General features: G+C 70.7%; 24 protein-coding genes. 11 read left to right on the top strand and 13 right to left on the bottom strand.

The genetic code is table 11. From position 1 onward, the window contains the following. Window positions 1–32 precede the first annotated feature (32 nt). The 6 genes from ABT137_RS19255 to ABT137_RS19230 all read right to left on the bottom strand — a co-directional run bounded on the left by ABT137_RS19255 (window position 33) and on the right by ABT137_RS19230 (window position 7,450). On the bottom strand, window positions 33–947 hold the full coding sequence (locus ABT137_RS19255) for an AAA family ATPase (RefSeq protein WP_351710310.1): 915 nt from the start codon (window positions 945–947) through the stop codon (window positions 33–35). Next, the gene (locus ABT137_RS19250; protein ID WP_351710308.1) at window positions 944–3,103 is read right to left on the bottom strand and encodes a vWA-MoxR associated conflict system protein; all 2,160 of its coding nucleotides are present in this window, start codon (window positions 3,101–3,103) and stop codon (window positions 944–946) included. The genes ABT137_RS19255 and ABT137_RS19250 overlap by 4 nt, the downstream gene beginning before the upstream one ends. Further along, window positions 3,100–4,467, bottom strand: coding sequence for an esterase/lipase family protein (locus ABT137_RS19245; RefSeq protein ID WP_351710306.1), 1,368 nt, complete (start codon window positions 4,465–4,467; stop codon window positions 3,100–3,102). Before ABT137_RS19245 ends, ABT137_RS19250 begins: the two co-directional genes overlap by 4 nt. Window positions 4,468–4,917: 450 nt before the next feature. Further along, the gene (locus ABT137_RS19240) at window positions 4,918–5,979 is read right to left on the bottom strand and encodes a maleylacetate reductase (RefSeq protein WP_351710554.1); all 1,062 of its coding nucleotides are present in this window, start codon (window positions 5,977–5,979) and stop codon (window positions 4,918–4,920) included. Window positions 5,980–5,984: 5 nt separating this feature from the next. Continuing rightward, window positions 5,985–6,842, bottom strand: coding sequence for an intradiol ring-cleavage dioxygenase (locus ABT137_RS19235; protein WP_351710304.1), 858 nt, complete (start codon window positions 6,840–6,842; stop codon window positions 5,985–5,987). 95 nt (window positions 6,843–6,937) lie between these two features. Continuing rightward, the gene (locus ABT137_RS19230; RefSeq protein ID WP_351710302.1) at window positions 6,938–7,450 is read right to left on the bottom strand and encodes a hypothetical protein; all 513 of its coding nucleotides are present in this window, start codon (window positions 7,448–7,450) and stop codon (window positions 6,938–6,940) included. 130 nt (window positions 7,451–7,580) lie between these two features. Here ABT137_RS19230 and ABT137_RS19225 point away from each other — a divergent pair, with 130 nt between their 5' ends. Further along, window positions 7,581–7,928 carry a cupin domain-containing protein gene (locus ABT137_RS19225; RefSeq protein WP_351710300.1) on the top strand — a complete coding sequence of 116 codons (348 nt, stop codon included), beginning with the start codon at window positions 7,581–7,583 and terminating at the stop codon, window positions 7,926–7,928. Window positions 7,929–7,954: 26 nt separating this feature from the next. Here the strand turns inward: ABT137_RS19225 and ABT137_RS19220 are convergent, their stop codons facing one another. Next, complete coding sequence (locus ABT137_RS19220) at window positions 7,955–8,986, bottom strand: LacI family DNA-binding transcriptional regulator (RefSeq protein WP_351710298.1); 1,032 nt, start codon at window positions 8,984–8,986, stop codon at window positions 7,955–7,957. Window positions 8,987–9,108: 122 nt separating this feature from the next. Here ABT137_RS19220 and ABT137_RS19215 point away from each other — a divergent pair, with 122 nt between their 5' ends. Beyond that, a complete protein-coding gene (locus ABT137_RS19215; RefSeq protein WP_351710552.1) occupies window positions 9,109–10,275 on the top strand; it encodes a phytanoyl-CoA dioxygenase family protein in 1,167 nt (388 codons plus the stop codon). Between the two features lie 60 nt (window positions 10,276–10,335). Further along, a complete protein-coding gene (locus ABT137_RS19210) occupies window positions 10,336–11,340 on the top strand; it encodes a Gfo/Idh/MocA family protein (protein WP_351710296.1) in 1,005 nt (334 codons plus the stop codon). Between the two features lie 433 nt (window positions 11,341–11,773). Here the strand turns inward: ABT137_RS19210 and ABT137_RS19205 are convergent, their stop codons facing one another. The 5 genes from ABT137_RS19205 to ABT137_RS19185 all read right to left on the bottom strand — a co-directional run bounded on the left by ABT137_RS19205 (window position 11,774) and on the right by ABT137_RS19185 (window position 15,990). Beyond that, window positions 11,774–11,944: a hypothetical protein gene (locus ABT137_RS19205; protein ID WP_351710294.1), complete on the bottom strand. Its 171-nt coding sequence runs from the start codon at window positions 11,942–11,944 to the stop codon at window positions 11,774–11,776. 127 nt (window positions 11,945–12,071) lie between these two features. Further along, window positions 12,072–12,974, bottom strand: coding sequence for a sugar phosphate isomerase/epimerase family protein (locus ABT137_RS19200; protein ID WP_351710292.1), 903 nt, complete (start codon window positions 12,972–12,974; stop codon window positions 12,072–12,074). 4 nt (window positions 12,975–12,978) lie between these two features. Continuing rightward, complete coding sequence (locus ABT137_RS19195; protein ID WP_351710290.1) at window positions 12,979–13,890, bottom strand: ATP-binding cassette domain-containing protein; 912 nt, start codon at window positions 13,888–13,890, stop codon at window positions 12,979–12,981. A 4-nt stretch (window positions 13,891–13,894) separates the two neighbouring features. Continuing rightward, on the bottom strand, window positions 13,895–14,965 hold the full coding sequence (locus tag ABT137_RS19190; RefSeq protein WP_502984538.1) for an ABC transporter permease: 1,071 nt from the start codon (window positions 14,963–14,965) through the stop codon (window positions 13,895–13,897). Between the two features lie 5 nt (window positions 14,966–14,970). After that, on the bottom strand, window positions 14,971–15,990 hold the full coding sequence (locus tag ABT137_RS19185; protein WP_351710288.1) for a sugar ABC transporter substrate-binding protein: 1,020 nt from the start codon (window positions 15,988–15,990) through the stop codon (window positions 14,971–14,973). A gap of 245 nt (window positions 15,991–16,235) precedes the next feature. On the opposite strand from ABT137_RS19185, the gene ABT137_RS19180 reads away from it, so the two are divergent. From ABT137_RS19180 to ABT137_RS19145, 8 genes are all read left to right on the top strand, one after another. After that, on the top strand, window positions 16,236–16,379 hold the full coding sequence (locus ABT137_RS19180; protein WP_351710286.1) for a hypothetical protein: 144 nt from the start codon (window positions 16,236–16,238) through the stop codon (window positions 16,377–16,379). An 8-nt stretch (window positions 16,380–16,387) separates the two neighbouring features. Beyond that, window positions 16,388–18,259 carry a 3D-(3,5/4)-trihydroxycyclohexane-1,2-dione acylhydrolase (decyclizing) gene (gene iolD / locus ABT137_RS19175; protein ID WP_351710284.1) on the top strand — a complete coding sequence of 624 codons (1,872 nt, stop codon included), beginning with the start codon at window positions 16,388–16,390 and terminating at the stop codon, window positions 18,257–18,259. A gap of 29 nt (window positions 18,260–18,288) precedes the next feature. Next, window positions 18,289–19,074, top strand: coding sequence for a GntR family transcriptional regulator (locus ABT137_RS19170; protein ID WP_351710282.1), 786 nt, complete (start codon window positions 18,289–18,291; stop codon window positions 19,072–19,074). Window positions 19,075–19,394: 320 nt separating this feature from the next. Then, entirely contained in the window at window positions 19,395–20,708 is a 1,314-nt protein-coding gene (locus ABT137_RS19165; RefSeq protein WP_351710280.1) for an ABC transporter substrate-binding protein, read from the top strand. Window positions 20,709–20,716: 8 nt separating this feature from the next. Continuing rightward, window positions 20,717–21,697, top strand: a complete 981-nt coding sequence (locus ABT137_RS19160; RefSeq protein ID WP_351710278.1) for a carbohydrate ABC transporter permease — start codon at window positions 20,717–20,719, stop codon at window positions 21,695–21,697. Further along, window positions 21,694–22,581: a carbohydrate ABC transporter permease gene (locus ABT137_RS19155; protein ID WP_351710275.1), complete on the top strand. Its 888-nt coding sequence runs from the start codon at window positions 21,694–21,696 to the stop codon at window positions 22,579–22,581. Before ABT137_RS19160 ends, ABT137_RS19155 begins: the two co-directional genes overlap by 4 nt. 26 nt (window positions 22,582–22,607) lie before the next feature. Then, window positions 22,608–23,930 (top strand): glycoside hydrolase family 36 protein, encoded by a 1,323-nt coding sequence (locus tag ABT137_RS19150; RefSeq protein ID WP_351710272.1) that lies wholly within the window; start codon window positions 22,608–22,610, stop codon window positions 23,928–23,930. Then, the gene (locus tag ABT137_RS19145; RefSeq protein WP_351710269.1) at window positions 23,927–25,936 is read left to right on the top strand and encodes a beta-galactosidase; all 2,010 of its coding nucleotides are present in this window, start codon (window positions 23,927–23,929) and stop codon (window positions 25,934–25,936) included. Before ABT137_RS19150 ends, ABT137_RS19145 begins: the two co-directional genes overlap by 4 nt. Here the strand turns inward: ABT137_RS19145 and ABT137_RS19140 are convergent. After that, window positions 25,930–26,916, bottom strand: coding sequence for an aldo/keto reductase (locus ABT137_RS19140; RefSeq protein ID WP_351710266.1), 987 nt, complete (start codon window positions 26,914–26,916; stop codon window positions 25,930–25,932). The genes ABT137_RS19145 and ABT137_RS19140 overlap by 7 nt on opposite strands. Between the last annotated feature and the right edge of the window lie 56 nt (window positions 26,917–26,972).

Here is a 26,972-nt window from a genome sequence, read left to right as displayed (position 1 = left end):
GCTGGAGGCCGCGGACGAGATCCTCAAGCATGTCAGGTGGTGGAGAGATCGCGGAGCAGGAGCTTGATCAGGCGAGCGCGCTGGTCATCGTCGGGTGCGAACTCTCCCGTCACGAGGTGGAGTGCGTTGAGCAGTTGGTCGGTGGCGAGGCTCTCGCGGCGTTTGAGCCTCGATTCGAAATCGACGAGCAGGCTTTTCGCCCGCTCCGCGTTGTCCTCGCCGAGATGGGCCCCGACGATCGCCGCAAGACTGCGCGCGTCCGGGTCGGGCATCTCGAAACGGACGCAGCGGCGCAGGAAAGGCGGTGGAAAACTGCGCTCGCCGTTGCTGGTCATGACGATGAAGGGGAACTCGCCGCATTTGACGCGGCCATTGCGGACAGTACGGGTCCCGTCCCCGCCCCAGAGCCGTACCTGCACCTCCTTCTCCGCGTGTCTGGTCAGTTCCGGGATTTCGAACTCGCCGGTCTCGATGACGTTCAGCAGGTCGCTCGGCAGGTCGATATCGCTCTTGTCGATCTCGTCGACGAGGAGCATCCGTGGCCGCTTCCAGTCCATCAGAGCCGTGCCCAGCGGGCCCAGCTGAAGGAAACGCCCGATGTCGTGCGGTTCATGGTGACGTGACGCGTCCAGCCGGCCGAGTGCGTCGTAGCGGTACAGGGCATCGGTGAGGGTGCTTCGGGAGGTGATGTGCCATTCCAGCACCTCTCCCAGGTTCAGTTCGTACGCGACGGACGTCGCCACGGTCGACTTGCCGGTGCCCGGCGCCCCGGTCAGCAGCAGGGGCCGGCGCAGGCACAGCGCAGCGTTGACCGCCTCGGCCAGCTTGTCCGGTGGCCGGAACCGCTCCGCGGACACTTCTGGCGGGGCGAAACGCCAGGACGGAGGCGCGGGCAACTCGCCCTCGTACCGTTCACCGTTGCCCTGGTAGTAGGGACGCCAGGTCATGGTTGTCCTCCCAATCCGGCGCTGTCGGCCAGCGCGATTCCGGCCCGGTGTCTCCCGATCGTGCGGCAGAACGTGAGCCAGTGGTGGTCGTCCCAGACCGCGCGGAGCCGGGCGAGCGGCGGGACCTCGTCCTCCGGGCACGACCAGGCGGTCTTGTAGGCGGTGGTGAACCCGCCGGGCAGGTTCACCCACTGTTCGCGCACGGTCTCCTCGATCGGCACCCACGCGGACACGGCCCGCTCGGGCCACAGGAGGATGGGGAACTGCGCGAGTAGCGCCTCGAACAGATCCTCCTGGCCGATCGGCGCGGATCGCAGGCCGAGAGCGCCCGGGTACACGTCCTTGCGCAGGTTCTCCTCGAATGCCGACTGGTTGTCCACCATGTCCGCCGCCACCCAGTCCAGGCAGCCGCTCACCTGGTCCTGCACATCTATGTGGTAGAGGCGGTAACGGGCCGCGCGCGCCAGACCCCGCAGGTGCTGCGGCGGATGCATGCGGTCTCCCCAGTGCAGGACCACGTCGTGATGGGCTCCCAGCCGGCTGCCCACGTCCGCCTCCTCCGCTCGCCAGCACAGCAGGGTACGGGCGGGCATCGCGATGTCGACGCGGTGCAGGAGCGTGATGTCGGGTAGGTCGTGAACCCAGTCCAGGACCTCGTCGAGCAGCGCCGCCACGCCGTCGGCGCTCGGCGCGCACCGCAGGGACGGGTGTTCGGCCGTGGCCTTCTCGGTCGTCCTGCCCGTCGTGTCGTCGGTCATCTCGTCGAGCAGCCAGGCCCTGCCTTCCTCGGGCCAGTCGCGAGCAGGATCGCCTCTCAGGTGGATCAGCAGCCGTCGGTGTCTGGCCCGCGCCTGCGCCATGGCCTTCTGCCGCAGTGCGTTGGCCTCGCCGATGTCGTAGCCGCTCTGCTGGCACCACGCGTCGAACTCCGGATTGTCGGTGTCGATGCCTGCCTCGGTCGCCAGGCGCAGGACGAAACCCAGGAGCGACGCACGGCCGTCCACGTCGGTGACCGGACGGCGGAGCACGACCGTGTCGAGGTGTTCGGACAGCCCCTGGGGCGTCACGCCTCCGAGGCCGCTCACGCAGGCGAGCAGGGCACGGCGTAGGCCCACCGCGGTGGCGGCCCGGGGCATCCACGCGGTGATGAACGAGCCGACGTCCACGGCGTGGTCCAGACCTTGTGCGAGGCAGAGCAGGTGGTCCCGCTCCGGGCCGGGGGGCGCGGCGCCCAGCGAGTCGAGTAGCCTGCCGAGATCCGGTCGCGACCATCTCGACCGGTCGAGCAGAGCGTTCAGTTGGGGGAGCGTCTCGGCAGCGCTCCGCAGGGCGGCGGCCAGCGCCCGGCTGCCGATGGGGCTGAGCTGCGGGTCCTGCGTGGTCTCCGTCTCGCTCTCGGGCACGGCTTCGGCCGCCGCGGTGTCCGGGAGGAACGATGGCTCAGGAGCGGCGTACGGCCGGTAGAGACCGTGGCGGTGGTGAAAGGCGATGTCGACGACGTTGGTCAGGTTGCCTCGTGCGACCCGGTCCGCGCCCGCGGCCACCGCCTGCTCGAAGGTCAACTGTCCTGCTCCGGCCCCGAAGTCACCGGAGTGGGCGAAGCCCGTGCACTCGACGAGAAGGTAGGTCCCCTGTTCGACCAGCCGGAGCAGGTTGCCGCGCAGGTCGACGACCGACAACTTCTGGTTGGCCACACCTTGACTCATGATCAGGTGATCGCCGGGGGCGGGTCGCCCGTGAGGCCACGCCGCGTCGAGGTCGCCGCCGAGCCAGACGGCGGCGAGTGCGTGGTCGTCGAGGAGGACCACCAGAGGGCGCAGCTTGTGGCGGATGCACATCCCGGCGAACAACAGGGACAGCTCAAGGCAGTTGCCGCCTTCGGTCATCATGGCCGCGGGGGGCCGGATGACCTGTTCGGCTTCGTGGAATCCCGTGGAGTCGATGGTGGCGGTCTCGTAGGGGAGCTTCTGCCCGACGACGTGGTCGTAGACCTGTCGCACCGCATGTCTCAGGTCGGCCGAACGCTGGGCGTGGGTCGGGCCGAGGGACCCGAACCGCCGTGCGACGGCCTCCGGGTTCACGTAGGACGACAGCCGGGCGGGCTCGGTCTTCTTCCATTTCTCCCACCGGCCCGCGGCATGTTCGGGACCGGTCACCAGACCTCGAAGACGTCTTTCACCGAGCGGTCTCCGACGGTGGCGGTCATCTCGTAGCTCCCGGGGCAGAGGCCGACGACCGTCCAGCGGGCGGCACCGCCCTGTTCGTCCAGCACGAGTTCGGCCGGCTCCCCGGGCCCGGAGACGGAGAGCTGGGGCGGGTGGGTGCCCACGGAGATGTCGAGGCTCGCACACGTGACGACGACAGGCTCGTCGACGCTGTGGACCGGATCGGTGCGTAGGTCCAGGGCGCGGGGGTCCGGGCTCGCGGCAAAGGGCGAGGGGCCGCCGTCCCACTCCGGGCCCTGCAGGTCCACAAGTGCCGCGCTGTACTGGGCGAGCACCTTCAGCAACCGGTTCACAACCTCCTCGGTCGCATGCATGGACGAGTGTTTCGCGTTCTCCCACGCCCAGGTGCCCGTCTCGGAGAACTCCACCGGCATGGCCGACACGGCGGGGACGGTCTCGTCCCCGGTGGCGAGCCACTGCCGGTCCACTCCGAGGGCGATGGCCTCCTCCGTGGTCCGCAGCCCCTTGTCGTCGATGACGGCGGACTGGTCGGTGCCGTGCCCATAGCCCACGACGGGCGTCATCGAGATCAGCGAGGCGAGGCTGCTCCCGGCGTGGGTGGACCGGTCCTCGTCCATCCGCCGGTGGAAATCCTCGTACGCGTCCCCGGCTCGCTTGAGGTCGAGCCGTCCTACGTCACCCGACAGTTCGTGCACTCGTACGGGAGGAAGGCCGGTGGGTGCGCCGGCCCGGTGGTCGACGACCACCGGGTAGCGGGGCAGGAGCTGATAGACGGAAGTGAACTCGCGGAGCACGGATGAGACGGCGCCGAGATCGAGGCCGAACTTCCGGGCACCGTTGGCCAGCAGGTCCAGGGCCGCCAGTGAGCCGCGAAACGGCGTACCGAAAGTGATCAGCGAGCGGCAGTGTTCCCAGCCGCCGAGAGCGGAAAGGTAGTACTTGGCCACCAGCCCACCCATGCTGTGGCAGACGAAGACCACCCTGGGGCGTCCATAAGGCAGCGTCGTCGCCCACTTCGGCAGTTCGCGGTCGATGAACTCCTTCAGCCGCTGCGCCGACACCCGGTTGTCGCGCCGCCAGTCATACGGAAACTCGAAGTAATTGGCCGGCGCCCCGTCGACGGCGCAGTCGCCCTCGACGACGTCGAACGAGTCTTTGATGCTCCTGCGCAGGAGGTTGTACTGGTTCACCTTGGAGAGACCCGGAAGGCTGCGCCCTCCGCCGATGAGGCCAGACGCGGCGATACCGTCGTCGTATTCGGGGTCGTCCAGCAGGCCGTGATCACCCGCCAGGTCCTCGAAGCCGCGACCGCGCGTCTTCAGCGCTCCGCCCAACGACAGAGGCGGCTTCCAGACGGGTTGATCACCCCGGTACAGCGTGCTGCCACCGATTCCCGGCAGTACGACGATGAAATCATCAAAGCGTAAGCGATCGAGCACTCGTCCCCCTGAACTCCCGCTGACACCCCATCATGCCCGCTGTCCGACGAACTGGTGACACTTCCGCCCGGATTCACCGGCCACTGCCGTGACGCGCACCGGCGCAGGGGACGACGGCCGGCGATGGCGATACGGAGCCGTCGCGGAGAAAACGCCCCGCGAGGGCGACGGCCTCGGCGACGTCGCGGGGCGCTGGGCGGCGGAGCACCGACTGCCCGCGAGCGCTGCCGGGCCGGCCCCCCAGGTGAGTGCTCCGAGTTCCTCGCGGCCGGCGCCGATCACGAAGAACGCCCCGGTGGCGGCCGCCACCGTCCAGGGTCGCGGCGCCGCCGGCGAGTCGGGCCGTCACACCCGGGCCGGACCGCCCTCGTACGCCGCCCGCAGTACGGTCAGTGCGTCGTCGGTCGTGACCGGCCTCGGGTTGGCGTACGGCTGACCCGCGACCTGGGCGGCGGCGACCGCCAAGTCCGCTTCCTTCAGGCCGAGTTCGGCGAGGGAGCCGGGTGCGCCCAGGCGGGCCGCGAGTTCCTGGAGGGCGGCCGGGGCGTCGTCCGTGCCGAGAGCCCGGGCGACGGCGGCGGCCGCGTCCGGGGCGGCGGACGCGTTGAAGGCGAGGGCGTACGGCAGGACGACGGTGTGGGTCTCGGCGTGCGGCAGGCCGAAGGTGCCGCCGAGGACATGGCACAGCTTGTGGTGCAGGCCCATGGTGGTGGCGCCGAGGCAGGCTCCGCACAGCCAGGCGCCGTACAGGGCGCGGGAGCGGGCCGGTACGGCGTCCGGGGCCGCGGCGATCTCCGGCAGCGCGCCCGCCAGCGCCCGTACGCCCTCCTCGGCCATCAGCGCGACCAGTGGCGAGCCGTCGGGGGCGTAGAGCGCCTCGACGGCGTGGGCGAGGGCGTTGATCCCGCTGGTCACCGAGAGCGGGACGGGCAGGGAGAGGGTGAGTCCGGGGTCGTAGACGACGCTGCGCGGCAGCACGACGGGGTCGCGGCCGGTGCGTTTGACACCGTGCTCGGTCAGGCCCCAGACCGGGGTCATCTCGGAGCCGGCGTAGGTCGAGGGCACGGCGATCAGCGGGAGCCCGGTGCGCAGGGCAATGGCCTTGCCGAGGCCGATGGCCGAGCCGCCGCCGACGGCCACGCAGCCGTCGGCACCCGCGGCCCGGGCCGCCTCGACACCCCGGTCGGCGACCTCCACGGGGACGTGCATCCGGGCGCCCGTGTGCAGCCCCGCGCAGGCGTCCCCCAGCGAGTCGGCGACCGCCCGCGCCGTCTCCGCGCCCCGCTCGCCGCTGAGCACGAGGAGCCGCCGAAGCCCGAGGTGCCGGGCCTCCCCGGCGGGTGCGGTGAACGCGGCGCCGGGCCGGAAGACCACTCGGGAGGGACGGGTCTCGTACACGAAGTCCAGGGGGTTCACGAGCGCTCCAGGACCAGGTCGAAGCGGGCGTGCCGGAACGGGTTCGGTACGCCGTACTCCCCGGCCAGGGCGGGGTCGTCGGTCGGGGTGAAGTCCTCGACCAGACTCTCCTTGACGGCGAACACCGCGTCGGAGTCCAGGTACTCCCCGCCGGCGACGAAGATGTGCGTGGTGACCGGCTTGTGTCCCACGGCCGAGACGATGAAGTGGATGTGGGCGGGGCGGTAGGGGTGCCGTCCGGTGGCCTTGAGGAGGGCGCCGACCGGGCCGTCGGTCGGGATCGGGTAGGCGCTGGGCACACACGTGCGGAACCAGAAGCGGCCCTCGTCGTCGGCGGTGAACAGGCCGCGGCCGTTGCCGGCCGGCTGGACGTCGGGCTGCTGCACGTCGTAGAAGCCGTGCGGGTCGGCCTGCCACACGTCCAGGACGGCGCCGGGCAGCGGGGTGCCGTCGGCGGCGCGGACGACGCCGCTGACCACGCAGGGTTCGCCGCCTCCCACCAGGTCGATGTCGGCGCCGAGTTCCCGGACCGGGGACTCGGTCATGTGGAAGGGGCCGAGGACGGTCGACTCGGTGCTGCCGGGGTCGCTGTGCCCGTTGACCGTCTCGACCAGCATCGACAGGCCCAGGACGTCGGAGAGCAGGATGAACTCCTGCCGGGTGTCCGTGCAGGTCTGCCCGGTCTCGGTGAGGAACGCGATCGCCGCCTCCCACTCGCGCCGGGTCAGCCGGGTCTCGCGCGTGAAGGCGTGCAGATGGCGGATCAGCGCGGTGAGCAGCTCGCGCAGCCGGGGGGCGTCGGTGCCCCGCAGACTGTCGACGGCCTCTGCGGTGACTGCGTCATCGGTGGTCATGCCGGCTCCTTGCCCGGAGGAACAGTGCCCTGAGGTGATCGTAAACCCGTTCACCGTTCAATGAACGGCAGCCACGCACCGCCCGCTCACCGCGTCTACTTGATGAGCGCGTTGGCCACCACCACGATCACCCCGAGCAACGCGTCCACCGTGCCGATCAGCACGGCGGCCGGCCAACTCCGCTCCGACCAGCGGGCGGTGACGAGTCCGAGGCCGAACAGGATCACGATGTTCAGGACGAACGCCGGGTACTCGACGCCCTTCGGCGGCCACCAGCCCCAGCCCGCGCCCGCGAGCAGGAAGACCGTGGGCAGGACGGCGGTGACCAGCGGCCACTCGTCGGCCAGGGTGTGCAGCGCGTCCCAGCGCCGGTGCGGGGCCCGCTCGGCGATGTAGTGGGCGTAGCCGTGCGCCAGGGCGGAGGCGCAGGCGGTGACCAGCAGCCAGAGGGCGTCGTAGCGACGGCTGGCCTCGGAGGTGTGGCCGTACTGGGTGAGCGCGGCCACCATCGAGCAGGCCAGCACGGCGCCGTAGACCCCGCCGAACAGGACGGCCTCGCGGGTGTCGTGCGCACGCGGCTCCGGCACGGCCGCCGTGGAGTCAGCCATGTCCTCCACGATCACCCGGGCCGGACCCGGCCGCCACCGGGCACGGCCCGACGAAGTGTCCTCCCACCAGGCCGGATGCCGCACACCCTGTCCACGGCCGGGACACCGGTGGGCTCGCTAGGGTCGCCGTATGACGACGCACAGCTTCGCCCTGCACATCCCCGACGCCGAACTCGAACCCGACCCGCTCGACCCGGCGCAGATCGTCTCCGGCACGCCCGAGGTCACCGGGAAGGTGGTCTGGGAGTCGGCCGACGGGACGCAGCTCCGCGGGATCTGGCAGATCACCCCGGGGGTGGTCACCGACACCGAGGCGGACGAGCTGTTCGTGGTGGTCAGCGGCTCGGCGACGATCGAGGTCGAGGGCGGGGCGACGTTCACCGTGGGCCCCGGTGACATGGCCGTACTGCGCGCGGGCGACCGTACGACCTGGACGGTGCACGAGACGCTGCGCAAGGCGTACGCGATCAGTCTGTGAGCGCGGTCGGCGAGGCGTGGGCGCGCTCAGCGGGTCGTGGCAGCCGGCATGTTGTAGGGCGTGACCACCTGGATCGCCGACGGCAGGGTCGGACCGGCCGGGGGCAGCGCGCCCTGGGCGCGCATCACCAGGTGGCAGGCCTCGCGCATGTCCTGGCGCAGGTCGTGGTGGAGGACCGCGGACAGGCGGTGCTCGCGCAGCAGGCGGGTGTTGTCGTGGTCGAGGTCGTGGGCGATGAACACGGCGCATTCGCGGTCCAGGTCGGCGAAGGCGCGCACGGTGGCGATGTTGCCGCCGCCGATCGAGTAGACGGCGCGGATCTCCGGGTCGCGCTCCAGGGCGGCGCGGACCAGGTCGTACTGGGTGGCGTCCAGCCCCTGTCCCTCGGCGATCTCCACCAGGGTGCGCTCGGGGTGCCGGGCCCGCATGGCGCTGCGGAAGCCCATCTCGCGCTCCTCCTCGTTGCGGAAGAAACCGCTGCTCAGGCTGGTGAGGACGTTGCCGGGCCGGTCGCCGAGCCACTGGCCCATGAGGTAGGCGGCGGTGGCGCCGGCGGCCCGGTTGTCGCTGCCGACGTAGGCCAGCCGGCCGCTGGCGGGCAGGTCGGTGACGAGGGTGACGACCGGGATCTCCGCCGACCTGAGGCGGCCGACGGCGGCGGTGACCTCGGGGACGTCCGGCGCCTTGAGGATCACGCCCTGCGAGCCGCGGCGGACTATCCGGTCCAGCGTCCGCACCAGCTCCTCCACAGGCCCGGTCTCCCAGAAGTGGAACCGGGAGCGCACCACCGCCGGGTGCAGGGCCGGCAGCTCGGCCTCCAGCGCGCCGCGCACGGCCGTGGTGAACCGCTCGGGCGCGTGCATCACGATGTCGACCATGAAGGTACGGCCCACCAGCCGGACCTGGGTGCGCTGCCGGTCCAGATCGGCGATGGCCCGCTCCACCTCACGGGCGGTGCTCTCCCGGACGCCGCCCCTGCCGTTCAGCACCCGGTCCACGGTGGCCTCGCTGAGCCCTGCCTGCCGGGCGATCTCACGGATGGGGAAGGGGTGGCCCACGGGCTGCCTCCTTGAGGGGTTTTTGACGGGTCGCTGCTGGTTGTTCGAGGGGTTTGTGCTGACAAGAATGGCAGAGCCCCGCCGTGGCCGAGACCATGGCCGTGACCGAAAGCAGGACACCGATGTCCCTCGCCGCCGAACAGGGCCGTGCCTGGCTCTCGCAGCAGGACTGCGACCTCGACGTCTTCCGTGCCCTGGTCGAGCGGACCACCGACCGAGCCGCCTACTCGTACGCCTCGGCCGTCGAGGACAACGTCCTCGTCTACGACAGCGAGCGGCTGCGCTCCGCCGGCGCGACCCACGAGGTGCGGACCGAACTCGTCCGCGCCCTGACCGACGGTCCCGGCGTCGCCGTCTTCAGGGGCGCGTTCACCGATCCGAACGTGGTGGACCGGGCCGGCGCGGTGTTCGAGGCGCTCATCTCGGAGCAGCACGAGTCCGGTGCGGGGGCCGGTGACCACTTCGCGACGCCCGGGGCCAACGAGCGGGTGTGGAACGCCCTGGAGAAGGCGGCGCTGTACGACCCGGAGGCGTTCGCCGACTACTACGCCAACGACATCGTGGCCCTGGTCTCCCGGGCCTGGCTGGGCCCCGGCTACCAGATCACCTCGCAGATCAACGTGGTCAACCCGGGCGGCGCCGCGCAGACCGCGCACCGCGACTACCACCTCGGTTTCCTCTCCGACGAGCAGGCCGAGGCCTACCCGGCCCATGTGCACCGCCTCTCCCCCGTGCTCACCCTCCAGGGCGCGGTCGCGCACTGCGACATGCCGGTGGAGTCGGGGCCGACGATGTACCTGCCGTACTCGCAGACCTACGAGCCCGGTTACCTGGCCTGGCGGCGGCCGGAGTTCCAGGAGTACTTCAAGGCCCGCCATGTGCAGCTGCCGCTCGCGAAGGGCGACGCGGTGTTCTTCAACCCGGCGGTGTTCCACGCGGCCGGCACCAACCGGACCCTCGACGTGCGCCGGATGGCCAACCTGCTCCAGGTGTCCTCGGCGTTCGGGCGGGCCATGGAGACCGTGGACCGGGAGGCGGTGGCCAACGCGGTCTACCCGGTGCTGCGCCGGCGCCGGTCGGAGGGGGCGGGCGAGGCGTGGCTGGAACACGTCATCGCCGCGAGCGCCGAGGGCCACCCGTTCCCGACCAACCTCGACAGCGACCCGCCGGTCGACGGCATGGCCCCGCCCTCGCAGGCGGACCTCGTGCGGCGGGCGCTGCGGGAGGGGTGGGCGCCGCGGGTGCTGCGGGACGGGTTGCGGGCGGCCGCGGCGCGACGGGAGAGCTGACGCCGACGGGCCGTGGGTCCGTGTAGCACCGTACATTTCAACATCAAGGAGCAACACTCAATGCGTATCGGAATCCTCGGTCTCGGCCGTATCGGTGCTTTTCATGCCGAGACCCTCTCCGGGCTCGACGTCGTCGAGTCGCTCGTCTTCACCGACCCGTTCGCGGACGCCGCCAAGGCCGCCGCGGAGAAGTTCGGTGCCGAGGTCGTGGACTCGCCCGAGGCGCTGCTGGCCGCCGGCGTGGACGGCATCGTGGTGGCCGCCGCCACCGACGCCCACCCGGCCCTGATCCTGGCCGGTGTCGAGGCCGGTGTGCCGGTCTTCTGCGAGAAGCCGGTCGCCAAGACCATGGCCGAGGGCGTCGAGGTCCTCAAGGCCGTCCAGGGCAAGGGGGTGCCGATCCAGATCGGCTACAACCGCCGCTTCGACGCGGGCTTCGTCGCCGCGCGCGCCGCCGTCCAGGCGGGCGAACTCGGCAAGCTGCACACGGTGCGCTCCACCACCCTGGACCCGGCCCCGCCGCCGGCCGCGTACATCGCCGCGTCCGGCGGGATCTTCCGGGACTGTTCTGTGCACGACTTCGACATCATCCGCTGGGTGACCGGCCATGAGGTCACCGAGGTGTACGCGGTCGGCGGCAACCGGGGCGCCGACTACATCAGGGAGGCGGGCGACGCCGACACCACCGGCGCGATCCTCACCCTGGACGACGGCACCATCGCGGTGGTCTCCAACTCCCGGCACAACGCGCGGGGTTACGACGTCCGCATGGAGCTGCACGGCTTCGCGGACTCCATCGCGGTCGGCCTGGAGGACAAGCTCCCGCTGCGCTCGGTCGAGCCCGGCGTGACCTTTCCGGCGGGCACCCCGCACGACTTCTTCATGGACCGCTTCACGGCGGCCTACCGCGCCGAGCTCACCGCGTTCACCGAGGTCGTGGCCGGCACCCGGCCCTCCCCGTGCACCGTCGAGGACGCCCTGGAGGCCGGCTGGATCGCCGACGCCTGCACGCTGTCCCTGCACGAGCACCGGCCGGTGACGATCGCCGAGGTCCGCGGGGCCTGACACCCGCGGACACTCGCACCACGGCGGGGCGGGGACCGGAACACGGTCCCCGCCCCGCCGTTCCGTCCGGCCCGCAGCCCGTCGACGATCAGCGCCAGCATCCGCGCCGCCCGCCCGTCGTCGTACGCCTCGGAAGGTGTCACCGACGAGACGCTGTGGACCGATCCGGAGGATCCGACGCCGATCCCCTGCCGCCGGTCGAAGACCCTCGTCGAGGAGTGCCTCGGCGAGCGCGGGCGGCAGGTCTCCACCCGGCGGCTGCCCGACTTCGCCGTACGTCCGGCCGCCCGCTTCCGGGACCCCGGGCTGCGGGAGATCACCCCCGCGCTGCGCCGGCGCAACCGGCACACGACGGAAAGGCGGCGCGGCAGACGGTGCCGGACCGCGCCGAGAGTCTGCTCGCCCACGGCGCGGTCCGGCTCCCGGTGGCGGCTCAGAGGCCGTAGCGGACCGCGAACTCGTCCGGGTCGTAGGCGTCCCGGTCCGGGTCGTGCTGGATCGCGGGCCTGGTCTCCACCATGTCCTCCGGGCGGATCCGCTCGGGCAGCGCGCCGAAGCGTTCCTTGCGTGTCACGGCCTCGGCCGCGGTCTCCTCGTGGCTCATGCTCGTCCTCCCCGTCGTAGCGGGCGTCACCCGTCACTTCGCAAACGCGCGCGCCCCGGCGGGTGTTCCCGAACCCGCCGGGGCGCGCGGGGCCCGTGGAGAGATCCACGGGCCCGGGAAGCGGCGGTCAGGCGCCGCAGGACCGCAGGAACGTCCGGGTGCGCACCGCGATGGGCAGCGGCTTGTCCGGCTCGCAGGGGTACATGTCCTGCTCGACGATCGCGAACAGGTCGACACCCAGCCGCTGCGCCGCCTCCATCACCGGACCCAGCTCCGGCACGCCGGCGGGCGGTTCGCACATCACGCCCTGGGCCACGGCGGGCCCGAACGGGGTGCCCTTGGCCTGGACGTCGGCGAGGATCGCCGGGTCCACCTGCTTGAGGTGGAGGTAGCCGATCCGCTCGCCGTAGGTCTCGATGAGCTTGACGCTGTCGCCGCCGCAGTAGGCGTAGTGACCGGTGTCCAGGCAGAGGTTGACCAGGTCCGTGTCGGTCGAGTCGAGGAAGTGCTCGACATGGTCCTCGGTGTCGATGTGGGTGTCGGCGTGCGGGTGGACGACGATGTCCAGGCCGTACGTCTCCTTCACCTCGTGCCCGAGCCGTTCCATGCCCTTGGTGAGGTGGGCCCACTGCTCCCCGGTCAGCTCCGGCGGCTCCAGGATCTCGGCGGTCTTGTCGTCCCGCCAGAAGGACGGGATGACCACCAGGTGCTTCGCCCCCATGGCCTGGGTGAGCGCGGCGACCTGGCTGACGTGCTCCCAGGTCGACTCCCAGACCGCCGGACCGCGGTGCATGCCGGTGAAGACCGTGCCCGCCGAGACCTTCAGGTCCCGCTTGGCGATCTCGTCGGTGAGGCGGGCCGGGTCGGTGGGGAGATACCCGTAGGGGCCGAGTTCGATCCAGGAGTAGCCGGCCTCGGCGACCTCGTCGAGGAAGCGTTCCCAGGGGACCTGCCGGGGGTCGTCCGGGAACCAGACTCCCCAGGAGTCGGGGGCCGAGCCGACCCGGATGCGGTCGAGAGGGGTGGTCATGGGGTCACGACTTCCCTTCCGGACCGGTCGCGGCGGATGCGGCGACGTCTTCCTCTTCGGGGAGTTCCTCGGTGTCGACCCCGCGCACCTGGGACAGCTCGTGCTTGAGGGCCGCGAGCTCGGCGCCGCCGGCCATGTGGTTGGTGAGTTCCTCCAGGGTGATGTCGCTGCGCTCGGCGGAGAGTTCGAGGGTGCCGAGCCGCAGGACGCTGAAGTGATCGCCGACCATGTAGGCGTGGTGGGGGTTGTGGGTGATGAAGATGACGCCGAGGCCGCGTTCGCGGGCGGCGGCGATGTACTTGAGGACCACACCGGACTGCTTGACGCCGAGGGCGGCGGTCGGCTCGTCGAGGATGAGGACGCGGGCGCCGAAGTAGACGGCGCGGGCGATGGCCACGCACTGGCGCTGGCCGCCCGAGAGGGTGCCGATGGGCTGGTCGAGGTCGTCCAGGATGATGCCCATGTTGCGCAGTTCGCGGTCGGCGGTCTCCTTCATCTTCGCGATGTCGAGTCGGCGCACGGGCCAGGGACCCTTGGTCATCTCGGAGCCGAGGAAGAAGTTGCGCCACACCGGCATCAGCGGGACGGTGGCGAGGTCCTGGTAGACGGTGGCGATGCCCTTGTCGAGGGCCTCGCGGGGGGTGGAGAAGCGGACCGGGGTGCCGTCGACGAGGAAGTCGCCCTCGGTGTGCTGGTGCAGCCCCGAGATGATCTTGATGAGGGTGGACTTGCCGGCGCCGTTGTCGCCGAGGACGCAGGTCACCTGGTGGGGGAAGACCTTGAGGTCGACGCCGTGCAGGGCGCGGATGTTGCCGTAGGACTTGCCGGCGCCGCGCAGTTCGACGATCGGGCCGCCGTCGGCCGGCGCCTCGTCCTGGAGGACGGCCCCGTGGGTTCCGGTGGTGTTGTCTGTCATCGGGTCACCTCCTGGTCGCGGTCCGCTGGACCCACAGGTTGATCATCACGGCGCCGAGGAGCATCACGCCGAGGAAGGCCTTGAACCAGTCGGGGTTCCAGCCCGCGTAGACGATGCCCTGCTGGACCATGCCGAACATGAAGGCGCCGAAGACCGGGCCGATGGCCGAACCGGCACCGCCGGTCAGGAGGCAGCCGCCGATGACCGCGGCGGAGATGTAGATCAGCTCCTGGCCCACGCCCTCGCCGGACTGCACGGTGTTGAAGGAGAACAGCTGGTGCATGCCGACGAACCAGGCGCCGAAGCCGACCAGCATGAACAGCGAGATCTTGGTGAAGTTCACCGGGACGCCGACCGCGCGGGCGGACTCCTTGTTGCCGCCGACCGCGAAGATCCAGTTGCCGTACTTGGTGCGCAGCAGCACCCAGGTGGCGATGGCGGCGAAGAACAGCCACCAGAAGATGGTGATCTTCACCTGGACGCCGCCGATGTCGAAGGAGGACGCGAAGACCGCCTTGACCTGGCCGAAGCCGTCCATGTTGCTGATGTCGTCGGTGGCGACGTTGCCGGTGACCAGCTTGGTCACCGCGAGGTTCACGCCCTGGAGGATCAGGAAGCTGCCCAGGGTGATGAGGAAGCTGGGCAGTCCGGTCTTGACCACCAGCCAGCCGTTGAGGAAACCGATGCCCAGCGACACGATGAGCGCGACGATCACGCCCGCCCACACGTTGAGGGTCAGCTGGTAGCTGAGCATCGCGGCGGTGAGGGCCGAGCTGACCACCGCGACACCGGCGGAGAGGTCGAACTCGCCGCCGATCATCAGCAGGGCGACCGGCAGTGCCATGATGCCGATGGTCGACGACTGGTACAGGATGTTCGCCATCGAGCTGGCCTCGCGCACCGGCGGGGCCGCGATCAGGAAGAAGACGTAGACCGCGACGGCGCCGAGGAAGACGCCGACGTCCGGTCGGGCCAGGATCCGCAGCGCCAGGGGGCGCTGCGCGGTCCGCCCGTCCTTCTCCTTCGGGCCGGGAGCCGGCGGCGTCGCCACCGCCGGCTGTGCCTGCTGACTCATGTCGATCACCGGGTGCCCTTCGCGGCGAACTCGGCGACCTTGTCGACGTTGGACTTGTCGACGAAGGCCGGCCCGGTCAGCACCGGCTGCTCACCGCCGCCGCTGTAGTTGCCGTTGTTCTTGTAGAGCCACAGCGAGTCGACCGCCAGGTAGCCCTGCAGGTAGGGCTGCTGGTCCACGGCGAACTCGATGGTTCCCTTGCTGATGGCGGTGGTCAGGTCCTTGTTGAGGTCGAAGGTGGCGACCTTCGCCTTGCTGCCCGCGTCGGACACCGACTGGACGGCGATCAGCGCGATCGGGGCGCCGAGGGTGACCACGTGGTCGATGGCCTTGTCCTGCGTGAGCTTGGCGGTGATCGTCGACTTGACCGCGGTCGGGGACGTGCCGTCGACGTACAGGGTCTCCGTCGTCCCCGAGAACGTCTTCTTCACTCCGTCGCAGCGCTGGGTGAGGCCGACGTTGCCCTGCTCCTGGATGACACAGACGACCTTCTTGGCGCCCTCCGTGTTCAGCCGGTTGCCGAGCGCCTCGCCCGCGACCGTCTCGTCCTGGCCGAAGAACTCCAGCAGACCGAGCTTCTTCCAGTCGCTCAGACCGGAGTTGAGGCCGACGATCGGGATCTTCGCGGCGTTGGCCTTGCCGATGACGTCCTTCATGGCGTCCGGCTTGGCGAGGGTGACGGCGATCCCGTCGACCTTCTGGTCGATCGCGTTCTGCACCAGGTTGGCCTGGTTGCCCGCGTTCGGGTCGGCGGAGTAGACGAGCTTGATGTTGTCCTTGTCGGCGGCGGCCTGCGCACCCTTGCGGACGATGTCCCAGAAGGTGTCGCCCGGCGACTGGTGGGTGACCAGCGCGACCGTCATGCGCGGGGTGGACGCCTTGCCTGCGGAGGCCGCCGCACCTCCCTCTTCGGACTTCTTTCCTCCGGAGCTGCTGGAGCAGCCTGCGAGGGTCAGGGCTGCCGCCGCGGCGACGGCCACGATCGGGGCCAGCCTGCGCGAACGGGAGTGGGAAGAGCGGTCCATCCTGCACCTCACTGTGCGACCGGGGGGAAGGAAGGGATCCGGCGGATCCCCGGACCCGGGCCGACGGAGGTGGTCCGGGTCACTGCTGTGCGCTGGGACGGGATACAAGTCCCTGGGAGGCCCGCTGTCAATACTTTGTTAAGACATCATTTCACATTCAGGTCCGAATGTAAGTACAAACCATTGACAGCGCGACCTGCCCCGATCTACACCTGAGGGGCATCCGCCCACCCGAGGAGCCTCGCATGACCGAGTCGCCGCCACAGGCCTCCGGCCCTGTCGCGACCGGCCGTTCCGAAGGCGATCTCTACCCGCTCCCGTCGGGCGTACCCCTCACCCGGGCGGAGCAGGACGCCGGCCCGCCCCTCTCCACCACCCCGTCCGAATGAGGTCCCCCATGAGCCAGCCGACCACCCGCCTGACCGTCGCCCAGGCGCTGGTGCGGTTCCTGTCCGCGCAGTACACCGAGCGCGACGGTGTCCGGCACCGGCTGATCGCCGGCACCTGGGGCATCTTCGGCCACGGCAACGTGGCGGGGATCGGCCAGGCGCTCGTCGAGTACAGCGACGTGATGCCGTACCACCAGGGCCGCAACGAGCAGGCGATGGTGCACGCGGCGGTCGGCCACGCCCGCCAGCTGGACCGGCTCTCCGCGCAGGCGGTCACCACGTCCATCGGCCCGGGCGCCACCAACCTGGTGACCGGCGCCGCCCTCGCCACCATCAACCGGCTGCCGGTCCTCCTGCTCCCCGGCGACTACTTCGCGAGCCACGGGCCCGACCCGCTGCTGCAGCAGCTGGAGCACCCGAGCGAGTTCGACGTCTCCGTCAACGACACCCTGCGCCCGGTCTCCCGCTACTTCGACCGGATCACCCGCCCCGAGGCGCTGATCCCCTCCGCGCTGAACGCCATGCGGGTCCTCGCCGACCCGGCCGAGACCGGCGCGGTCACCCTGGCCCTCCCCCAGGACGTCCAGGCGGAGGCGTACGACTGGCCGGAGGAGTTCTTCGCGGAGCGCGTGTGGCGGGTCCGGCGGCCCGCCCCGGACCCCGTGGAGCTGACGGACGCCGTGACCGCCGTGAGGGCCGCTCAGCGGCCGTTGATCGTGGCGGGCGGCGGAGTCCACCACAGCCGCGCGGAAGACGCCCTGAGGGCGCTTGTGGAGGCCACGGGGATCCCCGTCGCGTCGACCCAGGCGGGCAAGGGCTCGCTGCGCCACGACCACCCGGCCGACCTGGGCGGGATCGGGCACACCGGGACCGCCGTCGCGGACGACCTGGCCCGCGCCGCCGACCTGGTCATCGGCGTCGGCACCCGGTACACGGACTTCACCACGGCCTCCGGCACCCTCTTCCAGAACCCGGACGTCCGCTTCCTGAACCTGAACATCACCGGCTTCGACGCCCACAAGCTGGCGGCGCGGACGGTCGTGGCGGACGCGCGGGCGGCTCTGGAGGCGCTCGCGGGGGCGCTGTCCGGGTACCGCGTGGACGGCGGGTACGAGGCCGAGTACCGGGCCGGCAAGGAGCGTTGGGACGCGGTCGTCGAGGCCGCCTATCGCGCGGACGACGAGGACGCCGTGCCCACACAGACTCAAGTACTCGGGGCCCTTGACGCCGTCGTGGGCGATGACGACGTTGTCATCAACGCGGCCGGCTCGCTCCCGGGCGACCTGCACAAGCTGTGGCGGGCCCGCTCGCCGCGCCAGTACCACCTGGAGTACGGCTACTCCTGCATGGGCTACGAGATCCCGGCCGGCATCGGCGTCCAGCAGGCGGCCCCGGACACCGTGGTCTGGTCCCTGGTGGGCGACGGCACCTATCTGATGATGCCGACCGAGATCGTCACCGCGGTCCAGGAGGGCCTGCCGGTCAACCTGGTCCTCATCCAGAACCACGGGTACGCCTCCATCGGCGGCCTCTCCGAGACGGTCGGCGGCGAGCGGTTCGGCACCGCCTACCGCTTCCGCTCCGCCGACGGCACCTTCGGCGGGGCGCCGCTGCCGGTGGACCTCGCCGCCAACGCGGCCAGCCTCGGCATGGAGGTGCTGCGCGCCAAGACCGTGCGGGAGCTGCGCGAGGCGCTCGCCGCGGCCCGCGCGAGCGACCGGCCGACGTGCGTGTACGTGGAGACGGACCCGGCGCCGACCGCTCCCGGGGCCGAGGCCTGGTGGGACGTGCCGGTCGCCGAGACCGCCTCCCGCGAGGCCGCCGTGCACGCCCGCGAGGAGTACGACCGGCAGGTCGCCGACCGCCGCCGGCACCTGTGATCCCCCGATCCCCGGAAGGAGGTGTCCCGGTGGCCCGTACCGGTGATTCCGCCCGCAGCGCGACCGTCTCGGCGCTCGACACCCTGGACTTCGCCCTGGACCGCGGCAGTCCGGTTCCGCTCTACTACCAGCTCGCCCAGCAGCTGGAGGAGGCCATAGAGCACGGGGTGCTCGCCCCGGGCAACCTCCTGGGCAACGAGATCGACCTGTCGGTGCGGCTCGGCCTGTCCCGGCCCACGGTCCGCCAGGCCATTCAGTCGCTTGTCGACAAGGGCCTCCTTGTGCGCCGCCGGGGCGTGGGCACCCAGGTGGTGCACAGCCAGGTCAAGCGGCCGCTGGAGCTGAGCAGCCTCTACGACGACCTGGAGTCGGCCGGGCAGGGCCCGACCACCCGGGTGCTGCGCAACGAGCGGATCCCGGCGACCGCCGAGGTGGCCGCCGCGCTCGGGATCGCGGAGGATGCGGAGGTGGTCGTCCTGGAGCGGCTGCGCTGCACGCACGGCCAGCCGGTGGCGTTCCTGTGCAACTACCTGCCGGCCGCCCTGCTCGAACTCGACACGGAGCGGCTGGAGTCGACCGGTCTGTACCGGATGATGCGCACGGCCGGCATCACCCTGCACAGCGCCCGGCAGACGGTGGGCGCCCGCAGCGCCACCGCCGAGGAGGCCGTCCGGCTCGACGAGCAGGAGGGCGCCGCCCTGCTCACCATGCAGCGCACGGCGTACGACGACACCGGGCGCCCGGTGGAGTACGGCAGCCACGTCTACCGGGCGTCCCGGTACGCCTTCGACTTCCAACTGCTGGTACGGCCGTAGAACATGCCGTGCCGGGCCGGTTGCTGCGGGTTTAACCGCTGGTCCTGCCACCCGAAACCAACACGCCCGCACACGAGCCCCCACGGAGTTTGTCCCGTGGGGGCTCTGTCGTACCGCTTTGTTCAACAAACCGGCAGACAACCATGTCGATTACGTTTCGGGCAAGAGACGGGCGAGAGAGCCGCAGGCTATTGACGCATGAGCGGACAAGCGGCTGTTATTGCGCCCACGATGTTCGGCCGAGTTGGTTTCTGATCGGTTTCGGGACCTTTCGAAGATCAACTCTTCCCCTTGCCGAACCCTGTTACTCAGGAGCCGCCATGCGCATCTCCCCGTCCGGTCTTCACGTGCCGGGTCCGAGCCGCCGTAACGTCCTGCGCGGTGCAGGTTCGGCCGCCCTCCTCGCGGGCGCCGGCATACCCCTGCTCTCCGCGTGCGGCGGCAGCGGCAGTTCGTCGGACCCCAAGACCGTCAGTGTCGGCTCCAACGACTCCGACGCCGTGCCGAAGAAGGCGTACGCGGCTGTGTACGCGGCCTTCCAGAAGCAGTCCGGCATCACCGCCAAGGTGAACACGAAGGACCACAACACCTTCCAGGAGCAGATCAACTCGTATCTGCAGGGCACCCCGGACGACGCGTTCAAGTGGTTCGCCGGCTACCGCATGCAGTTCTTCGCGTCCAAGGGCCTCGCCTCCCCGATCGACGACGTGTGGCAGAAGATCGGGGACAACTTCCCCGACGCGATGAAGAAGCTCAGCAAGGGCGCGGACGGCAAGTACTACTTCGTGCCGATGACCACGTACCCCTGGGCGGTCTTCTACCGCAAGAGCGTCTTCCAGGAGAAGGGCTACACGGTCCCCACCACGTGGGACGAACTGGTCGCCCTGTGCAAGCAGATGAAGAAGGACAACCTGGTCCCGATCGCCTTCGGCGACAAGGACGCCTGGCCGGCGATGGGCACCTTCGACCAGATCAACTTCCGCCTCAACGGCTACGACTTCCACGTCGACCTGATGGCGGGCAAGGCGGAGTGGACCGACTCCAAGGTGAAGGACGTCTTCGACCACTGGGCCGAGCTCCTCCCCTACCACCAGGACGGCTTCATGGGCCGCACCTGGCAGGACGCCGCCCAGACCCTGGTGTCGAAGAAGGCCGGCATGTACCTCCTGGGCACCTTCGTCGCCCAGCAGTTCACCAACAAGGCCGACCTGGACGACCTCGACTTCTTCGCCTTCCCGGAGATCAACTCCGCGTACGGCCAGGACACCGTGGAGGCGCCCACCGACGGCTTCATGGTCTCCAAGTCCCCGAAGAACCACGACGGTGTCGTCAAGCTCCTCGAGTACCTGGGCACCCCGGCGGCCGAGGAGCTCTACCTCAAGGGCGACCCGAGCGTGGTGGCCGCCTCCAGCAAGGCCAGCACCTCGTCGTACTCGACCCTGCAGAAGAAGGCGTTCGACATGATCGGCGCCGCCAAGAGCCTCACCCAGTTCATGGACCGCGACTCCCGCCCGGACTTCACCTCCACGGTGATGCAGCCCGGTCTGCAGAAGTTCCTGCAGAACCCCAAGGGGATCGACAGCCTGCTCTCGTCCATCGAGCGCCAGAAGAAGACGATCTTCGCGTCCGAGTGAGTTCCCGAATGTCGACCGACACCCCCACGAAGTCCCAGGAGGCGGCCGCCGTGCCGCCTCCTGGGCGCGCGTCCGAGAAGAAGCGGATCCGGCAGGGCCACAAGCGCCTGCTGACCCGCCGTGACCGGATCACCCTCGCCTTCATGGCGGGCGTGCCGACGGTCCTCCATGTCCTCCTCGTCTGGGTCACCGCCCTGGCCTCGATCCTCCTCGCCTTCACCTCCTGGGACGGCATCGGGTTCGACTCCATCAAGTGGGTCGGCCTCGACAACTTCCATCAACTCTTCACCGACAACCCGCAGTTCTGGCCGGCCGTCCAGCACAACGTCATCTGGTTCGTCGTCCTCATCCTGATCCCGACCCCGTTCGGCCTCTTCCTGGCCGTGCAGCTGGACAAGAAGATCAGGTTCAGCCGGGTCTACCAGACGGCGTTCTTCCTCCCGGTCGTCATCTCCCTGGCCTGCATCGGGTTCGTCTGGCAGCTGATCTACAACCCGGACACGGGCCTGATCAACAGCCTCATCGGCGCCAACAAGCCGGGCCACTACATCGACTGGATCGGTGACCCGAACCTCAACCTGTGGGCGGTCCTGGTCGCCGCGTCCTGGCGGCACACCGGCTACATGATGATCCTGTACCTGGCCGGCCTGAAGAGCGTCGACCCGTCGCTGCGGGAGGCCTCGGCGCTGGACGGCGCCAACGAGTGGCAGACGTTCAAGAACGTCATCTTCCCGACGCTGCGGCCGACCAACACCATCGTCCTGGTCGTGACCATCATCGAGGCGCTGCGCGCCTTCGACCTGGTCTTCGTCTTCAACAAGGGCGCCCAGGGCACCGAGTTGCTCTCCATCCTGGTGACCAACAACATCATCGGCGAGTCCAGCCGCATCGGTTACGGCTCGGCCATCGCGGTGGTGCTGCTGTTCATCTCCCTGATCGTGATCATCCCGTATCTGATCGCGACCTTCCGGAAGGAGCGGAGCGCATGAGCACCCTGAGCGCGCTGCCCAAGCAGCGCAACCCGATCCGCCCGGCCCGTGTCCTGCTGCACGTGTTCCTGGCCGGCACGGCCCTGGCGTGGCTCGCCCCGCTGCTGTGGGCGATCTTCTCGGCCATGCGCCCGTACAGCGAGACCAGCAACCGCGGTTACGTGTCCTGGCCGCACACGCTGAACTTCGACAACTTCAAGAACGCGTTCGAGCAGTCGGACATGACCCACTACTTCATGAACACGCTGGTCATCGCGGTCCCGGCCGTGCTGCTCACGCTGTTCCTGTCGTCGATGGTCGCGTTCTACGTCGCTCGCTTCGACTTCCGGGTCAACCTCTTCCTGCTGCTGGTCTTCACGGCCGGCAACCTCCTGCCGCAGCAGGTCATCATCACCCCGCTGTACCGGATGTACCTGCTGACGAACCTGCCGGGCATCACCGCGAGCGGCAAGCTCTACGACTCGGCGCTCGGCCTGGTGCTGATCCATGTGGCGTTCCAGTCCGGGTTCTGTGCGTTCGTGCTCAGCAACTACATGCGTTCGCTGCCGCACGAGCTGACCGAGGCCGCGCTGGTGGACGGCGCGTCGGTGTGGCGGCTGTACTGGCAGGTCACGCTGCCGCTGTGCAGGCCGGCGATGGCGGCCCTGGCGACCCTGTTGTCGATCTGGATCTACAACGACTTCTTCTGGGCGCTGGTGCTGATCTCGACCGGGGAGAACATGCCGATCACCTCGGCGCTGAACAACCTCTCCGGCCAGTACTTCACCGACCCGAACCTGGTCGCCGCCGGTTCCCTGCTCACCGCGATCCCGACGCTGCTCGTGTACTTCGCGCTCCAGAAGCAGTTCGTCAGCGGTCTGACCCTGGGCTCCGCCAAGGGTTGATCCGGCCCCCTTCGAAAGAGAACCTCGTGCACAACCCGTTCACCCCGGTCGCCTCCGTGCCCGTGGACACGCGCACCGCCCGCGTCCACGAGGAGGGCTGGCAGTCCTGGTCGCCCAGTGGCGCCTACGCCCTCGGCGCGGCCCCGTACCGCCCGACGAACGACAACTGGGCGACCGTGTGCTACCGCCCCGGCCGCCGGGTGCCCGCCGGGGCCTTCCAGGGCGAGGGCCTGCTGGCGCTCGACCCGGGCGACGGCTCCCCGGTCCGGCTCTGGGCGGCGGCCGACCCGCTGCACGAGGTGCCGTCGGTCCGGCTGACCGTGGCGGCCGGGGTCGCGGAGGTCGAGGCCGACGGCCCGGTCAAGGAGTGGACCGGCACGGGCATCCAGTCCGTGCTGGCCGACTGGGCCGGCGCCCTGGCCGTGCCGGCGCCCCGCCCCGCGCCCACCGTCTGGTGCTCCTGGTACGAGTACTTCACGGCCGTCACCGAGGACGACATCCACGAGAACCTGCGGGCGATGGACACCCTCGACCTGCCGATCGACGTCGTGCAGATCGACGACGGCTACCAGAGCGCCCTGGGCGACTGGCTGACCCTCTCCGGCCGCTTCCGCTCCCGGCGGGGCATCGCGGACGCCATCCGCGCCCGCGGCCGCCGGGCGGGCATCTGGACGGCGCCCTTCCTGGTCGACCCGGCGAGCGACCTCGCCGAGACGTACCCGGACTGGCTGGTCCGCGACCCCGACGGCAGACCGCTGCGCGCGGGCCGCAACTGGGGTCATGTGCTGTACGTCCTGGACACCACCCACCCGGCCGCCGCCGCCTACCTCACCGACGTCTTCGCGACGCTGCGCACCGAGGGCTACGACTACTTCAAGGCCGACTTCCTCTACGCGGGCGCGATGGACGGCGTACGGCACTCGGGCGCGGACCCGCTCACGGCGTACCGGCTGGGCGTCGGCCTGATCCGGGAGGCGATCGGCGCGGACGCCTACCTGCTGGGCTGCGGCGCGCCGATGCTGCCCTCCATCGGGCTGTTCGACGCGATGCGGGTCAGCCCGGACACGGCTCCGCACCGCCGACCCGAGGCCGACGACTACAGCCAACCGGGCCAGGATCCGGCCGAGTTCACCGGCGTCGGCCGCCAGTGGCAGCACGGCCGCCTCTGGGTCAACGACCCCGACTGCCTGATGGCCCGCCCGGCCGTGGAGACCCGGGCGCGCTGGGCGGCGCATGTGGAGGCCGTCGGCGGCCTGGTCGCCTCCAGCGACCGGCTGCTCTCCCTCGACCAATGGGGCGTGGAGACAACCCGCCGCCTTCTCACCGGAGTTACCGGAGTCAACCGATGAGCGACCGCACCCTCTCCGTCCCGGGCATCGTCTACGGCGGCGACTACAACCCCGAGCAGTGGCCCGAGGAGGTGTGGGACGAGGACGTCCGCCTGATGCGCGAGGCGGGCGTGAACATGGTCAGCGTCGGCATCTTCTCGTGGGCACTGATGGAACCGTCCGAGGGCGTCTACGACTTCTCGCGGATGGACCGGATCCTCGGCCTGCTGCACGAGAACGGCATCGCCGCCGACCTCGCCACCCCGACGGCCGCCCCGCCGGCCTGGTTCTTCCGCGCCCACCCCGAGGCACTCCCGGTGGACCACGACGGCCGCACCCTGTCGTACGGCAGCCGTCAGACGTTCTGCCCGAGCAGCCCCGCCTACCGCGAGGCCGCGCTGCGCATCGCGGGCGCGATCGCCGACCGGTACGCGAGCCACCCGGCCGTCCGGATGTGGCACGTCCACAACGAGTACGGCTGCCACAACGCGGCCTGCTACTGCGACACCAGCGCGGCCTCCTTCCGCCGCTGGCTGCGGGCCCGGTACGGCGACGACCTGGCCGCCCTCAACGCCGCCTGGGGCACCACCTTCTGGAGCCAGTGGTACTACGACTGGGCCGAGGTCCTGCCGCCCCGCGCGACCGGCGCCGTCCCCAACCCGACCCACCAGCTGGACTGGCGGCGGTTCTGCTCGGACGAACTCCTCTCGCTGTACACGGCGGAGCGGGACGTGCTCCGGGAGGCGGCGCCCGCCATCCCGGCCACCACCAACTTCATGGTGATGTTCAACTTCGACGCCCTCGACTACTGGCGCTGGGCACCGGAGCTGGACGTGGTGGCCAACGACCACTATCTGCGGTCCACCGACCCCGAGTCGCAGATCGACATCGCGCTGAGCGGCGACCTGATGCGGTCGCTGGCGGGCGGTCCGTGGCTGCTGATGGAGCACTCGACGGGCGCGGTGAACTGGCAGCCCGTCAACCGGGCGAAGACCGCGGGCGAGTTGCGCCGCAACGCGCTCGCCCATGTGGCGCACGGCGCGGACGGCATCTGCTACTTCCAGTGGCGGGCGGCGAAGGCGGGGGCCGAGCAGTGGCACTCGGCGATGCTGCCGCACGCCGGTACCGACAGCCAGATCTGGCGGGACGTGGTCCGGCTGGGCGCCGATCTCCAGGCACTCGCCGAGGTGCGCGGCAGCACCGGCACCGCCGAGGTGGCCGTCGTCTGGGACTGGGACGCCCGGTGGGCCGTGGAGCTGCCCTCGCAGCCGAGCGAGCAGCTGCGCTACCTGGACGTCGTCCGCGCCTGGTACGAGCCGCTGTGGCGGGCGGGCGTGGCGGTGGACTTCGTCCGCCCGGACGCGGACCTGTCGGCGTACAAGGTGGTGCTGGCCCCGAGCCTGTACCTGGTGGACGACATGGGCGTGGCGAACCTGACCGCCTTCGCGGAGGCCGGCGGCAGCCTCGCCGTCGGCTTCCACAGCGGCGCCGTGGACGAGAACTGCCATGTGCGGCTGGGTGGTTACCCGGGCGCCTTCCGGGAGCTGCTGGGCGTGCGCACCGACGAGCTGTTCCCGCTGCTGCCCGAGGAGCGGGTGACGCTGAGCGAGGGCGGCACCGGCTCGCTCTGGTCGGAGCGGGTGGGGCTGGCGGGCGCGACGGCGGTGACGTCGTACGCGGACGGGCCGCTGGCCGGGGTACCAGCGGTGACCCGGCACGGCTACGGCTCGGGCACCGCGTGGTACGTGGCGACGCTCCCGGACCCGGCCACCCTGGCGGGGCTGCTCGGCCGGATCCGTGCCGAGGCGGGCGTGGCCGCGGGCCGCACCGCCCCGGCGGGCGTGGAGGTCGCCGTGCGGCGCGGGGCGGACGCGGACTACGTGTTCGTGATCGACCACACCGGCGAGGGCGCCGAAGTCCCGGTCGCGCCCGGCTCGGTGGAGCTGCTGTCCGGCAAGCCGGCCGACGGCACGGTCACCGTGGCGCCGGGCGAGGTCGCCGTCGTACGGGAGCCGCGCGGTCAGTGAGCCGCGTCAAGGCGGGCGCGCTGGCCGGGCGTGAGCTCCAGGTCCACGGCGGCGAGGTTCTCCTCCAGCTGCGCCACGGACGACACCCCGGCCAGCGGGACGACCGGCAGCGGCCCGCCCAGCAGCCAGGCCAGCACCACCTGGTTGCGGGTCGCCCCGGTCTCCCCGGCCACCGCGTCCAGTGCCGCGAGGCGGGCCGGGGTGCCGGGGTGGTCGAAATCGGCGGGCAGCGTTTTGCCGGGCTGGGTGTAGGCGCCCTTGAGCAGCGGTGAGTAGGCCACCAGGGTGACGTCCGGCTCCGCGCGCAGGTAGCTGCGGAGCTGGGCGTCGGCGGAGCCGAGGCTGCCGTCCGGGAACAGGTCGCCGGGGATGTCGGTGCGCGGGCGCAGGTAGCTGTGCTGGTACTGGAGCACCTCGTAGCCGGGCAGGCCGGCCGCGGCGGCGAGGGCGCGGGCGCGCTCCAGCCGCCAGACGGCGTGGTTGCTGGCGCCGAGCAGGCCGACGGTGCCCTCCTCGACGAGCGCGGCGAACCCCTCGACGGTCTCGCGGAGCGGGACGGCCGCGTCCTCTATGTGGGCGTACAGCAGATCCAGCTTCTCGACGCCGAGGCGTTCGCGGCTGCGCTCGGCCGACTCCCGGATCACCTTCGCGGACAGGCCCTCGGGGTTGTCGGTGTAGCTCGTGCCGGGGGCGAGGGGGCGGGCGCCGAGCTTGGTGGCGATCACGACCTCGTCGCCGATCCCGCGGCTGCGCCGCCAGCGGCCGAGCAGTTCCTCGCTCTGGCCGCCCTGACCGCCGTCCTCCCAGAAGGCGTAGTTGTCGGACGTGTCGATGAAGTTCCCGCCGGCCTCGACATAGCGGTCGAGGACGGCGAAGGAGGTCTGCTCGTCGGTCCGGGACCCGAACAGCATGGCGCCGAGCGCGAGGACGCTCACCTCGCGGCGGGTGCTCGGGGCGGTGCCGATGGTGCGGTACTTCATGCCGTCTCCTCCGTCCGCGCACCCGGGGAATCAGGTGCACGGTGGTGAGTCTTCGG

The organism is Streptomyces sp. NPDC001980 (assembly GCF_040296885.1).
Taxonomy (GTDB): Bacteria; Actinomycetota; Actinomycetes; order Streptomycetales; family Streptomycetaceae; genus Streptomyces.
The sequence above is the reverse complement of the archived record's forward strand: the minus strand, read 5'-3'. Positions and strand labels throughout refer to the sequence as shown.